13 protein-coding genes are annotated in these 12686 nt (G+C 42.1%); 7 read left to right on the forward strand and 6 right to left on the reverse strand.

The genetic code is table 11. The features are described from left to right. Positions 1–41: 41 nt before the first annotated feature. A complete protein-coding gene (locus CRO16_RS03155) occupies positions 42–1676 on the forward strand; it encodes an Ig-like domain-containing protein (RefSeq protein ID WP_097054881.1) in 1635 nt (544 codons plus the stop codon). Here CRO16_RS03155 and CRO16_RS03160 read toward each other — a convergent pair. Beyond that, entirely contained in the window at positions 1657–2442 is a 786-nt protein-coding gene (locus tag CRO16_RS03160) for an amidohydrolase (protein ID WP_097055759.1), read from the reverse strand. The genes CRO16_RS03155 and CRO16_RS03160 overlap by 20 nt on opposite strands. 101 nt (positions 2443–2543) lie before the next feature. On the opposite strand from CRO16_RS03160, the gene CRO16_RS03165 reads away from it, so the two are divergent. Then, positions 2544–3089, forward strand: coding sequence for a DUF1440 domain-containing protein (locus tag CRO16_RS03165; protein ID WP_097054882.1), 546 nt, complete (start codon positions 2544–2546; stop codon positions 3087–3089). Here CRO16_RS03165 and CRO16_RS03170 read toward each other — a convergent pair. From CRO16_RS03170 to CRO16_RS03185, 4 genes are all read right to left on the reverse strand, one after another. Then, complete coding sequence (locus CRO16_RS03170) at positions 3073–4230, reverse strand: methionine aminotransferase (RefSeq protein WP_097054883.1); 1158 nt, start codon at positions 4228–4230, stop codon at positions 3073–3075. The genes CRO16_RS03165 and CRO16_RS03170 overlap by 17 nt on opposite strands. A 77-nt stretch (positions 4231–4307) precedes the next feature. Then, positions 4308–5051, reverse strand: a complete 744-nt coding sequence (locus tag CRO16_RS03175; protein ID WP_097054884.1) for a succinate dehydrogenase/fumarate reductase iron-sulfur subunit — start codon at positions 5049–5051, stop codon at positions 4308–4310. A 76-nt stretch (positions 5052–5127) separates the two neighbouring features. Next, complete coding sequence (locus CRO16_RS03180) at positions 5128–7131, reverse strand: fumarate reductase/succinate dehydrogenase flavoprotein subunit (RefSeq protein ID WP_097054885.1); 2004 nt, start codon at positions 7129–7131, stop codon at positions 5128–5130. Between the two features lie 12 nt (positions 7132–7143). After that, positions 7144–7806 carry a succinate dehydrogenase cytochrome b subunit gene (locus tag CRO16_RS03185; protein WP_097054886.1) on the reverse strand — a complete coding sequence of 221 codons (663 nt, stop codon included), beginning with the start codon at positions 7804–7806 and terminating at the stop codon, positions 7144–7146. Between the two features lie 250 nt (positions 7807–8056). Here CRO16_RS03185 and CRO16_RS03190 point away from each other — a divergent pair, with 250 nt between their 5' ends. The 3 genes from CRO16_RS03190 to CRO16_RS03200 all read left to right on the forward strand — a co-directional run bounded on the left by CRO16_RS03190 (position 8057) and on the right by CRO16_RS03200 (position 10540). After that, positions 8057–9349, forward strand: coding sequence for an aminopeptidase P family protein (locus CRO16_RS03190; RefSeq protein WP_097054887.1), 1293 nt, complete (start codon positions 8057–8059; stop codon positions 9347–9349). Between the two features lie 80 nt (positions 9350–9429). Further along, on the forward strand, positions 9430–10203 hold the full coding sequence (locus tag CRO16_RS03195; RefSeq protein ID WP_097054888.1) for an alpha/beta fold hydrolase: 774 nt from the start codon (positions 9430–9432) through the stop codon (positions 10201–10203). Between the two features lie 67 nt (positions 10204–10270). Next, positions 10271–10540 carry a hypothetical protein gene (locus CRO16_RS03200; RefSeq protein WP_097055760.1) on the forward strand — a complete coding sequence of 90 codons (270 nt, stop codon included), beginning with the start codon at positions 10271–10273 and terminating at the stop codon, positions 10538–10540. Between the two features lie 19 nt (positions 10541–10559). Here the strand turns inward: CRO16_RS03200 and thiL are convergent, their stop codons facing one another. Continuing rightward, entirely contained in the window at positions 10560–11621 is a 1062-nt protein-coding gene (thiL, locus tag CRO16_RS03205) for a thiamine-phosphate kinase (RefSeq protein ID WP_097054889.1), read from the reverse strand. A 276-nt stretch (positions 11622–11897) separates the two neighbouring features. On the opposite strand from thiL, the gene CRO16_RS03210 reads away from it, so the two are divergent. Beyond that, positions 11898–12227 carry a HesB/IscA family protein gene (locus tag CRO16_RS03210; protein WP_097054890.1) on the forward strand — a complete coding sequence of 110 codons (330 nt, stop codon included), beginning with the start codon at positions 11898–11900 and terminating at the stop codon, positions 12225–12227. Positions 12228–12276: 49 nt separating this feature from the next. Beyond that, positions 12277–12666 (forward strand): four helix bundle protein, encoded by a 390-nt coding sequence (locus CRO16_RS03215; protein WP_097054891.1) that lies wholly within the window; start codon positions 12277–12279, stop codon positions 12664–12666. Positions 12667–12686: the final 20 nt, after the last annotated feature.

The raw sequence follows: 12686 nt of genomic DNA on the forward strand, positions 1-12686 counted from the left end.
TTAAAAGAATAAATTGTTTCTTTGCAGTAAATCTCGTTTTCATGAAAAGTACCGGGTTAAAAATCCTCTTTTTCCTGACTCTCATACTGGCTGTCTCCAGCTGCGCAAAAAGGGGAACCCCCGATGGCGGACCGCTGGACGAAATTCCGCCGGAATATATCAGGGCCAGACCCGAAAATTTTACCACCAATTTCGACTCAAGGGAAATCAGGATCTACTTTAATGAATACATAAAGCTTAATGACCCTCAACGTCAAATCATTATTTCCCCGCCCATGGATCCCCGCCCTGAGATCACACCTTTGGGAACTGCGAGTAAATCTATTCGTATAAGGATCAATGATACCCTGCAGCCCCGAACCACCTACACCATTAACTTTGGGAGCAGTATTACAGATAACAACGAAGGAAATCCTCTCAGCTTTTTCACCTATGCTTTCTCGACAGGACCTTATATAGACTCCCTTTCTATAAGAGGTAGGGTGCAGGATGCTCTTCTTGGGGCACCAGATCCTTATATAACCATTGCGCTTTATGAAGTGGATTCCACTTATAACGATTCCCTGATCTATAAGGAAGTGCCAAGGTATGTTACCAGCACTCTTGACAGCACAACGTTTCAGCTTAACAACCTCAAACAGGGAACTTACCAACTGGTGGGTTTACGCGACGTCAACAACAATTACACCTACGAACCCGAGACAGACAAGATCGCTTTTGCAGATGAGTATATCACCATTCCTACAGATGAAGAATTCGACCTTTCTATTTTCCAGGAATTACTTGCAGGTTCATTTGAAAGACCTTCTCAAAAAGCACAGCAACATCTCATTTTTGGCTACCGCGGACTCATAATCTCCGACAGTATTTCCATTGAACCACGAAATGTACCCGAAGAGTTTGAAGCCATGATCACTAAAGATCCTGCGAAGGACACTTTGCATTACTGGTACAAGCCGAACCTGGAAAGGGACACCTTTGGGTTTATTGCCCGCACTCCAAACCGGCAGGATACTTTGATGACGCGCTTAAAAACAATGAAAATGGATTCTTTGCAATTCACTTTTGAACCGGCTTCGAATCTTGGTTTTCACCAGGACATCAAAATTCTTCCAAACGTTCCGCTCGTTGCAATAAATGATTCTCTCGTAAAGATCACCGATAATGATACTTTACCGGTAAACTTCACTGCGGCCTATAATAACTGGACAAATGAGTATCAGATCTCTTTTAAGAAAGATGAGCGTCAAAATTACCGCCTCACTGCACTACCGGGGGCTTTTACAGATTTCTTCGGAAGAGAAAATGACACGATAAGATCATCCTTTAGAACGCCCGCTCTTTCCGATCTTGGAAATCTTATTGTCAACCTGCAGGGAGTGCAGAATTTCCCGGTGATCGTTCAATTAACCACTGAAAAAGGTGAAATAACGGCAGAACAGTACAGCACCGGCAACACAACTATTAACTTCCAAAACATTAAACCAGGAAAGTACAGGCTTAGGCTAATTTACGATAGAAATGGAAACAGGATCTGGGATACCGGTAGTTTCCTTGGCAGAAGACAACCTGAAACGGTCTTATATTTCCCGGGCATCCTTGATGTACGGGCTAACTGGGATGTTTCTGAAACTTTTGATGTCAATCTTTCGGCACCTAATCAATCTGTACCGTAAACTTGTCGCGATCCTGGAGAAATTTCAGCTGGGAACGTGTATCCTTTAAATACTGCTTGTCCAGTTCTACAACTTCAGTAAATTCAACGGGATCATGAGCTTCAGAAATCATTTTTCCGAGGCAGTCATAGGCGGCAGAATGTCCCACATATTCCAGATTATTTCCGTCTTTGCCCACCCGGTTCACGCCAATGCAGTAGCTCATATTTTCAATAGCCCTCGCCTTTAAAAGCGTATCCCAGGCAGCAACTCTTGCAGCAGGCCAGTTTGCGACATAAATCAACAGGTCATAATCCTCTGTATTTCGGGCCCAAACAGGGAATCGCAGATCATAACATACCAAAGGACAAATCCTCCAGCCTTTGTACTCAACAATTAGCCGCTGCTTGCCCGAGGCATATGTTTCATTTTCCCTGGCCAGGGTAAAAGTGTGGCGTTTATCGTATTTCTTGAAGGTACCATCGGGATAAACGAAATATAAACGATTATAAAAACTACCGTTTTCAGCAACAATTATACTTCCGGTCACAGCAGCATTTCTTTCTGCAGCTGTTTTTCGCATCCATTCAAAAGTTTGTCCCTTGACAGGTTCAGCAAGATTTTTAGCGTTCATTGAAAATCCGGTAGAAAACATTTCCGGAAGAATAATGAGATCCACCTCCTGCGGGAGCTCTTTTATTTTCTTCTCAAAAAGTTCAATATTTCTCTGAATATCCTCCCAGAAAAGGTCAACCTGAAGGAGGGCTGTTCTTAATTTTTGTGCCATATGTAAAGTTATGAAAAATCCTATTTCCCCTGCTAAATGCATGTTAAATGGTTGCATTGACGGGAGAAGTTAGATAGCTTTAATCGATAAAAAATAAAACTATGAGCTTAAATTCCTTTTTTGAAAAAGATTCATTTCCCTCGAATACATCCCGCGGAATTATATCCGGATTTATTGGCGGCCTCGCAGGAAGTGCCGTAAAATCTGTCGTTGAGAGATTTCTTGAAGTTAGAAAAATAGATAACCGCTCTGCACAGATCAAAGTGATGGACCAGTTTTCCACCAAACTTACCGGAACTCCTATTAAACTGGAGAATGAAGCCATTGTGGAGCAGCTGGTAAATATCCCTTTAGGTGCGACCGTAGGTGCAATCTATGGATATGGAAAAAGAGATAAAGGCGAAGTAAATTTGATTGATGGAGGAATTTTAGGAGCAACTACCTGGGCCTCTACTCATGAGACCAGTTTGCCTTTACTCGGTCTTGATAAAAGCCCTGCAAAAGTACCGGTGAAAACACAAATCCATGAACTGATAGCCCACGTGGTCTTTGGAGTGACTACAGAATTAGTGCGTGGCTACGTCAATGACAAGCTGAAGAAAAGAGACGAAGAAGCTGAAGAAACACAATTTACTTCACTTTCTTAAGGATCTCTGCCGCTTTTTCAAGAGTATCATCGGTCTTTGCAAAGCAGAACCTCAACTGCCGGTGATCCAGATTATCCTTATTAAATGCTGAAACAGGAATACTCGCTATTCCATATTCTTTAATGAGCCTGCGGGAAAATTCCACGTCGGGCTCATTTGTTATTTCAGAATAATCCAGCAACTGAAAATAAGTTCCTTTTGCCGGCTTAAATTTAAAAGCGGTGTTTTTTATAAGATCAAGAAACTTATCTCTCTTTTTCTGATAGAATTTACCAAGTTCCAGGTAATGCTTCGGAGTTCTAAGATATTCCGCAAAAGCCCGTTGAGTGGGATGATGCACACAAAAAACATTTACTTCCATCACTTTCCATATTTCCTTCATCAAAGCTTCGGGAGCTACACAATATCCCATTTTCCACCCGGTGTTGTGAAAAGTCTTTCCAAAAGAGGCACACACAATTGCCCTTTTTGAAAGCTCAGGAAATGCGGAGGCACTATAATGTTTCGCATCATCAAAAACAATATGTTCATACACCTCATCGCTAAGAAGGATTACATCTGTCCCTTCCAAAAGCTGCTCCAGTTGCTGCATTTCGGCTTTACTGAAGACATTTCCCCCGGGATTATGCGGCGTGTTGATAATGATCATCCTGGTCTTTGCATTGATCTTTTGTTTTATCTCCTCAAAATCCAGCTTATAATTTTTCCCCTTTAACTGTAACGCCACCGGCACTCCCCCATTCAATTCTATAGCCGGTTCATAGGAGTCGTAGGCAGGCTTTAGAACAATTACCTCATCTCCGGGATTCACAAAAGCTGTAATGGCAAGGAACAGCGCCTGCGTTGCACCGTCGGTTACTGTGATCTCTGCGTCCTTATCATATTTCTTCCCGTGCAGGCTTTCGATCTTGTTGACAATTTGCTCCCGTAAAGGAGCGATGCCCGCAAGAGGAGCGTATTGGTTATAGCCTTCATTCATAGCTTGCGTCACCAGATCCTTGAGCCGCTGATCTGTCTCAAAATTGGGGTAACCCTGAGAAAGGTTTACAGCATCGTGTTCAAATGCCATTTTTGACATCACAGAAAAGATGCTGGTTTTATGCTTCGGAAGTTTGGAAAAGATATGATTGACTGTCGCCATTGCTTTTTTTATTAAGGTGCAAAAAAGATCCCGGACTGCAAAGTCCGGGATCTTCAGAAATATAGGTGTCTAAAATGTTATTTAGTACTTGCTCTCAGATATTCCCTGTTCATCCTGGCGATGTTCTCCAGCGAAATACCTTTGGGACATTCGATCTCACAGGCTCCTGTATTGGTACAGTTTCCAAAACCTTCTTTGTCCATTTGTTCAACCATTGCAAGAACACGTCGGTCTGCCTCGACCTCTCCCTGCGGAAGCAAAGCCAGCTGACTCACTTTTGCAGAGGTGAACAACATTGCGCTTGCATTCTTACAGGCCGCTACACAAGCCCCACAACCAATGCAGGTTGCAGCATCAAAAGCAGTATCAGCTTTATCCTTAGGTACCAGAATAGCATTGGCATCCTGGGTGTTTCCTGAAGTATTTACAGAAACATAACCCCCTGCCTGCTGAATTCTTTCAAAAGAGGAACGGTCGACGATCAAATCCTTTATTACAGGGAAAGCTTTAGCTCTGAACGGCTCAATAACAATGGTATCGCCGTCCTTGAACATTCTCATGTGCAATTGACAGGTAGTGATAAGACGATCGGGACCATGAGGTTCTCCATTGATCTGAAGGCTACAGGTACCACAAATACCCTCCCGGCAATCATGATCAAAAACAACAGGTTCTTCTCCTTTGTCTATCAGATCCTGATTAAGAACATCCAGCATCTCCAGAAAAGACATATCGGGTTCCACGCCTCCTAACTGGTAAGTGACAATTCCTCCTTTGGCGTTGGCATCTTTTTGACGCCATATTTTAAGTGTAAGATTCATTTTGTTATAGTATTGAGTATTGAGTATGGAGTATTGAGAGGTGAAATTCTAATTTCTCAATACAAACTTCTCAATTCTATTTATAGCTACGCGTTTTAACTTCGATATACTCGTAATCCAGATTTTCCTTATGAAGAATGGCATCTGCAGGTTCTCCTGTGTATTCCCAGGCGGCCACATACATAAAGTTCTCGTCGTCCCTTAGTGCTTCTCCTTCTTCGGTTTGGTATTCTTCTCTAAAGTGACCTCCACAGGATTCTTCCCTGTGCAATGCATCCTTGGCGAACAACTCTCCTAATTCAAGGAAATCGGCCACCCTACCTGCTTTTTCAAGCTCGGTATTCATCCCATTCATCTCTCCGGGTATACGTACATCTTTCCAGAATTCTTCCCTTAATTGCTTGATCTCTCCAATTGCTTCTTTAAGATGAACGGCATTTCTGGACATTCCTACCTTATTCCACATGATCTTACCTAATCTCTTGTGAAAATGGTCGACAGATTTGGTGCCGTTAGTATTCATAAGTTTTTCAAGTTGCTCCCGCACCTTGTTTTCAGCTTCATCAAATTCAGGAGAATTTGTTGGAATAGCCCCGGTTCTAATATCCGCAGCCAGATAATCTCCCATGGTATATGGAAGCACAAAATAACCATCGGCAAGTCCCTGCATTAAGGCAGAAGCTCCAAGACGGTTGGCACCGTGATCGGAGAAGTTAGCCTCTCCTGCGGCGTAAAGGCCGGGAACGGTAGTTTGCAGGTTATAATCAACCCAAAGTCCTCCCATGGTATAGTGTACGGCCGGATAGATCTTCATTGGAGTTTCATATGGATTCTCATCGACGATCTTCTCATACATCTGGAAGAGGTTTCCATATTTTGCTTCTACAACTTTTTGCCCCAGTTCTTTTATCTGAGCTTCAGTCGCGTTTTCAATTTTTTGAGTGGCAACTGCCTCTTTTCCGTAGCGCATAAAAGCACTTCCGAAGTCAAGATATACAGCTTCTCCTGTTTTGTTCACTCCGTAACCGGCATCACATCGTTCTTTTGCAGCTCTGGAAGCCACATCCCGTGGTACCAGGTTACCAAAGGCAGGATATCTTCTTTCCAAATAATAATCCCTGTCTTCTTCAGCCAATTCTGTAGGTTTCAATCTGCCTTCGCGGATAGCTTTGGCATCTTCCAGTTTCTTCGGAACCCAGATGCGTCCGTCATTCCGAAGAGATTCAGACATCAAAGTAAGTTTAGACTGGTGCTCTCCCGAAACAGGAATACAGGTAGGATGAATTTGCGTAAAACATGGGTTGGCGAAAAATGCTCCTTTTTTGTGGACTTTCCACGCAGCGGTCGCATTACTTCCCATTGCGTTTGTAGAAAGGTAGAACACGTTCCCGTATCCACCTGAAGCGATTACCACGGCATGCGCACTGTGTCTTTCAATCTGTCCGGTCACAAGATCTCTTGCGATGATCCCGCGGGCTTTACCACCCACGATCACCACATCAAGCATTTCATGACGGGTATAGGACTGGATCTTCCCGCGGTTGATCTGCCTGTTCATAGCAGAATAAGCTCCTAAAAGCAATTGCTGACCTGTTTGTCCTTTTGCATAAAAAGTACGGGAAACCAACACACCTCCAAAGGAACGGTTATCAAGTTGTCCTCCATATTCACGTGCGAATGGAACTCCCTGGGCTACACATTGGTCGATAATATTGCCTGAAACTTCGGCCAAACGATAAACGTTGGCTTCACGGGCACGATAGTCACCTCCTTTTACGGTATCGTAAAAAAGCCGGTAATCTGAGTCTCCGTCACCCTGGTAATTCTTTGAAGCATTGATACCTCCCTGCGCGGCAATCGAGTGTGCACGACGCGGAGAATCCTGGTAACAAAAAGTTTTGACATTGTAACCAAGTTCGGCAAGAGTGGCCGCGGCACTACCGCCTGCCAAACCTGTACCCACAACAATAATATCGATGTTACGCTTATTGGCCGGGTTAACAAGGTTGATGGTGTTTTTGTAGTTGTTCCACTTATGTTCCAGTGGCCCTTCTGGTATTTTTGAATCTAAAACTGACATAATCCTTCCCTTTTAAACTTGGTTAAAGTAATGATAAACGGCAATAAAAATAAACCCTAACGGAATTAGAATTGAAAAGGCTACTGTTGCCCCTCTCATGCCTTTGTAAAATTTCTCGTGCCAACCCACAGACTGGAATGAAGACGAAAAACCGTGTAACAGGTGAAGACTCAGGAAGATGAAAGAAATAACATATAACAAAGTTCTCACCGGATCGGTAAATTTCGCTACTGTTTCTCCATAGTACCTGGTTGGATCTTCAGGATGCACCTGGATGTACTTGTGTATGATCTCCGGAAACCAGAAATCATAAAAATGCAGTACCAGGAAAGCGAGAACTACCAGCCCGGTCCAGATCATATTTCTGGACATCCAGGTTGAATTGGCGCTACCGTTAAAACGAACATATTTTTTTACCCTCGCTTTTCTGTTGTTGTACTCCAGCACAAAACCGAGAACAAAATGTATAATCACTCCCAGGATCAGGATGGGCTGTAACAGGAATTGAACAAAGAAATTGCTTCCCATAAAATGCGAGACCTCATTGAAGGTGGTCGCGCTGAAAACAGAAGTGAAATTGATTAGAAAATGCTGGAGTAAAAACAGGACCAAAAATAGTCCTGACAATGCCATAACAACTTTTCTTGCTATGGATGATTTGAGGATTCCACTCATTTGATAAGAATGTTTTTAATGAAGATTTAACACAAAAATACGCGCTTTCCAGTCATTACCAAAGATTAATACTTTTAATGCCTGTTATTTAGAATGGATTTAAAGAGTGTTTTTTCAACTGAAATGGATCACTCCTGACAGCTTAAAATATAACACCCGAATCCCTTTTGCTATGTGGAGAATTTAGGGAGTTTTTGAGAGCTCCTGCCCTTTAATTTTTTAAATTTGTGGCACACGCAAAAATTCATACATGAAATACCATCCTATAGACCAAAATCTTTTTATCAAAAACCGTAAAAATTTTGCTCAAAAAATGGAGCCGAAAAGCCTTGCGGTATTTAATTCCAACGATATCTATCCTATTGGTGCAGACAGCACCATGCCTTTTCAACAGGCAAGGGATCTCTTCTACCTTAGCGGAGTAGATCAGGATAAAAGTATCCTGGTGATTTTCCCCGATGCTCCTTCAGAAAAGCACAGAGAAATGCTTTTTCTAACCGAAACCAATGATCATATCGCCGTTTGGGAAGGAGAAAAGCTCACCAAAGAAAAAGCCTTTGAAACTTCAGGTATTAAAAATGTGTTTTGGCTAAAGGATTTTGAAAAGGTATTTTTTGAAGTCATGACCCAGTGCGGGACAGTATATTTCAACACAAATGAACACTACCGCGCCAATGTGGAAACCGAAACCCGCGAAGACCGTTTTATCAAATGGTGTAAAGAAAAATTTCCGGCACATAGAGTAGCCAAGAGCAACCCGATCCTTCAGCGGTTGCGTTCTGTTAAGGACCCCATCGAACTGGATTTGATGCAAACCGCATGTGATATCACAGAAAAAGCCTTCCGCAGGGTTCTAAAATTCGTTAAGCCCGGAGTTTGGGAATACGAGATTGAGGCCGAATATTACCACGAAATGATAAGGAACCGCTCAAAAGGTTTTGCCTACACCCCAATTATTGCCAGCGGAAGCAATGCCAACGTGCTCCACTACATTGAGAATAATCAGCAATGTAAAGAAGGAGAGCTTATCTTGCTTGACACCGGTGCAGAATATGCCAATTATGCCAGTGATCTTTCCCGTACCATTCCTGTTTCCGGAAGATACACTAAACGCCAAAAAGAGGTCTACAACGCTGTAAACAGGGTCAAAAATGATGCTACAAAGATGCTTGTACCCGGCGCAGATTGGGCTGAATATCATAAGGAAGTGGGGAAATTAATGACCTCGGAATTACTTGGTCTCGGACTTCTGGATAAAGCCGATGTTCAAAATGAAGATCCTGAATGGCCGGCATACAAGAAATATTTTATGCACGGTACCTCCCACAACATCGGGCTGGATACTCATGACTATGGACTGCTGTATGAGCCCATGCAGGCAAACATGGTTTTCACAGTAGAACCCGGAATTTATCTTCCTGCTGAAGGCTTCGGAATTAGGCTGGAAGACGATGTGGTAATTCAGGAAAAAGGCGAACCTTTTAACCTGATGCGTAATATCCCTATTGAGGCTGATGAAATTGAAGAAATAATGAATAGCTGATTTAGCTAATCGGAAATGGTTAATGGTTGTTGGTAAATTTCGCGAACACTAACAACCATTCACTTTAAACTGCAAATTCTATGACAATAAATTCTAGGGGTGCAGAGATATACTATTCTGTAGTCGGCGAAGGAGAGGCAACTTTGCTGTTGCACGGCTTCCTGGAATCGGCAAAGATCTGGGAAGAGTTCCTGCCGGAATTTTCGAGATACGGAAAAATTATTACTATGGATCTTCCGGGACATGGAAGGTCTGAAGTTATTTCTGAAGTGCACAGCATGGAATTAATGGCCGAAGCTGTACATGAAGTTCTCATGGCTACAGGTGTCAAAAAAGCGAATTTTATAGGCCATTCCATGGGCGGTTATGTGGGACTGGCTTTTTTGGAAAAGTATCCGCATTTGGTAAATGACTTCATGCTGCTCAATTCAACTCCGCAGGCAGATTCAGAAGAAAAGAAAGAGAATAGGGACAGATCTGCAGAGTTGGTGAAGAAGAACAAGCAGGCCTATGTAAGTATGGCCATTAAAAACCTGCTTTCCCCGGCAAATTCTGAAAGGTTCTCAAGTGAAGTGCAGGAGTTGATCGAAGAAGCTTCCCACTTTCCAACGAATGGAATTACGGCCGCTCTAAATGGAATGAAAATTCGTACAGACAGAACAGAGGTATTAAAAGGCTATAAAGGCAATAAATTTTTAATCGCCGGGAAAGAAGATCCATTAGTTAATCTCACTGATCTTAAAGATATTGCATCCCGGACTAACACTGCATTCATCAGCTTTTCAGGAGGCCATCTTTCCTACATTGAAAACAAATCTCAATTTATAAAATTGTGTATTTCGTCGAATAAATAATGATTTTTATCGATAATTGGCTAAGTTTTAATACTTTTCGCTTTGTAACCTACAAAATTCTTCTATGATGAAAAACAAAAAGCCCCTTTTGTTTTCTCCGGGAGCCTGGATCTGCGGGATTCTGGATCACCGGTTTGAAGTTTCGCAGAACATTACCGAACACATTAAAGAATACAAATGCACCCGCTGCGGAGTGGAGATGACCGATACCGCACAGGGATTTATGGCGAGACTGACGCCTAAATTTAAAGAAACCAATGAATTCCTGGCAAACTTCTACAGGCGCAGGTGTTCCAGGTTAAAATATGAGAAAGAAGCACTGTCAAAAGCTTCTTAATTCCCTCTTTTTGGAAGGTCTACTTCTTATCTTCCTTTTTATCCATGGCATTCCAGCCACGGGCGATCAATGGGATCTTTTGGTTCGCACGGGTCACTAAATGCATACCTTCAGCCTCTTCGGTCATGTGGCCAATCACTGTAAAATTGGGGTTACCTTTTATCTTATCATAATCTCCCTGATCTATAGTGAACAGCAACTCATAATCTTCCCCTCCGCTTAATGCGATGGTGGTGCTATCCAGCTGAAATTCCTCGCAAACCGAAATTACTGCAGGATCTAAAGGGATCTTTTCTTCAAAAAGATTTACTCCGGTTTTAGAATTTTTACACAGATGAATTACTTCCGAAGAAAGGCCGTCACTTATATCGATCATCGAGGTTGGTTTCACCTCAAGGGCTTTAAACAAAGGTGGAATATCCTTCCTGGCCTCCGGCTTAAGCTGGCGTTCTATAAGATAAGTATATGGATCCAGATCCGGTTGGTTCTTTGGATTCACCTTGAACACCTGCTTTTCCCGCTCCAAAACCTGCAGTCCCATATAGGCGGCTCCAAGATCTCCGGTAACCACCAGCAAGTCATTGGTTTTTGCACCACTTCTATAAACGACCTCCTCTTCTTTCGCCCCACCCAGGGCTGTAACACTTATGATCAATCCTGAAGTTGAAGATGAGGTATCTCCTCCCACAACATCTACTTTGTAGAGTTTTGAAGCAAGTTTAATTCCTGCATATAACTCCTCCAGGGCTTCAACGGGAAATCGGTTAGAAACTGCAATAGAAACAGTGATCTGACGGGGAGTAGCGTTCATGGCGTAAACATCAGAAAGATTTACCATGACAGCTTTGTAGCCCAGATGCTTCAGGGGCATATAAGAAAGGTCAAAATGCACTCCTTCGACCAAAAGGTCTGTAGTCACGATAACCTTTTCCTCTTTAAAATCGAGTACTGCGGCATCATCCCCAATTCCCTTCAGGGTAAATTCAGGAGTGATATTAAAACTTTTAGTGAGGTGATCTATTAATCCAAACTCTCCCAATTCTGAAAGATCTGTTTTGCTTTGGTCACTGTTTTCAAACATAATATGCAGCATAAATTTTTGCAAAATTAAGGCTTATAAGTTCATTTAGGGAAAGATGACTCGAAAATACCATTTTTGAGAGTTAAAGAATGTTGACAACTTTCGGCTAATTTCTGAAAACCAATTCTTTAGCCTCAAAAACCAGTGGCTATTAAAGGCTTGGAGCAGATAGCAGATCCTAATACTTGAATTCTTTTTTCTAATAGGATTTCCTATGCTAAACCTATTGTTTGTATTATATTTGCAGACACAATTTAGAATAAATCTTTATAAGGTATGATAAAGGTAAGTGAAAGCGCCAAAAAAAGAATTGCCGCCCTTATGCAGGAGGACGGTTACGATGCCATGCGCGACTTTGTACGGGTAGGGGTGAAGAGCGGCGGGTGCTCGGGCCTTTCGTACGAACTAAAGTTCGACCAATCCAGAACAGAAGGCGATAAGCTTTTTGAGGATAACGACGTGAAGATCGTGGTGGATAAAAAGAGCGTGCTTTATTTGGCAGGAACTATCCTTGAATATTCCGGAGGACTCAATGGCAAAGGATTTGTATTCAATAATCCAAACGCGCAAAGAACTTGTGGATGCGGGGAGTCTTTTTCGCTCTAACGAGCGAAAATGAATTCAGGATTCAAAATTCAGAATTCAAGATTAGTAAATGAGTAGTATTACAAAATTTGAAGATTTAGAAATTTGGAAACTGGCCAGAGAAATCTGTCAGGAGCTTTATCTTATAAGAGAAAAGAGTGGATTAAAAACTGATTACAGATTGTATGATCAAATCAATGGTTCTTCGGGCTCGATCATGGACAATATAGCTGAAGGCTTTGAAAGAAATGGAAATAAGGAATTTGCTCAGTTCTTATCCATTGCCAAAGCTTCTTGTGGGGAAACAAGATCACAATTATATCGTGTTTTGTACAGGAAGTATATTTCAAAAGAAGAATTTGACTTACAGTATGATAAACTTCAAATGCTGAGCAAACAAATTGGAGGCTTTAGAACCTACCTTCAACAAAGTGATTTTAAAGGGAGTAAATTCAAATAATTTTGAGTTTTGAACCTTAA

The sequence above is a fragment of the Salinimicrobium sediminis genome, from assembly GCF_900215295.1.
GTDB lineage: Bacteria > Bacteroidota > Bacteroidia > Flavobacteriales > Flavobacteriaceae > Salinimicrobium > Salinimicrobium sediminis.

Excerpts from the sequence above, each read along its gene's own strand:
- CRO16_RS03175 (WP_097054884.1), bottom strand. The coding sequence starts at position 5,051 with ATGAATCTTACACTTAAAATATGGCGTCAAAAAGATGCCAACGCCAAA.
- CRO16_RS03210 (WP_097054890.1), top strand. The coding sequence starts at position 11,898 with ATGATAAAGGTAAGTGAAAGCGCCAAAAAAAGAATTGCCGCCCTTATG.
- CRO16_RS03195 (WP_097054888.1), top strand. The coding sequence starts at position 9,430 with ATGACAATAAATTCTAGGGGTGCAGAGATATACTATTCTGTAGTCGGC.
- CRO16_RS03160 (WP_097055759.1), bottom strand. The coding sequence starts at position 2,442 with ATGGCACAAAAATTAAGAACAGCCCTCCTTCAGGTTGACCTTTTCTGG.
- CRO16_RS03180 (WP_097054885.1), bottom strand. The coding sequence starts at position 7,131 with ATGTCAGTTTTAGATTCAAAAATACCAGAAGGGCCACTGGAACATAAG.
- CRO16_RS03185 (WP_097054886.1), bottom strand. The coding sequence starts at position 7,806 with ATGAGTGGAATCCTCAAATCATCCATAGCAAGAAAAGTTGTTATGGCA.
- CRO16_RS03165 (WP_097054882.1), top strand. The coding sequence starts at position 2,544 with ATGAGCTTAAATTCCTTTTTTGAAAAAGATTCATTTCCCTCGAATACA.
- CRO16_RS03200 (WP_097055760.1), top strand. The coding sequence starts at position 10,271 with ATGAAAAACAAAAAGCCCCTTTTGTTTTCTCCGGGAGCCTGGATCTGC.
- CRO16_RS03155 (WP_097054881.1), top strand. The coding sequence starts at position 42 with ATGAAAAGTACCGGGTTAAAAATCCTCTTTTTCCTGACTCTCATACTG.
- thiL (WP_097054889.1), bottom strand. The coding sequence starts at position 11,621 with ATGTTTGAAAACAGTGACCAAAGCAAAACAGATCTTTCAGAATTGGGA.
- CRO16_RS03215 (WP_097054891.1), top strand. The coding sequence starts at position 12,277 with ATGAGTAGTATTACAAAATTTGAAGATTTAGAAATTTGGAAACTGGCC.
- CRO16_RS03190 (WP_097054887.1), top strand. The coding sequence starts at position 8,057 with ATGAAATACCATCCTATAGACCAAAATCTTTTTATCAAAAACCGTAAA.
- CRO16_RS03170 (WP_097054883.1), bottom strand. The coding sequence starts at position 4,230 with ATGGCGACAGTCAATCATATCTTTTCCAAACTTCCGAAGCATAAAACC.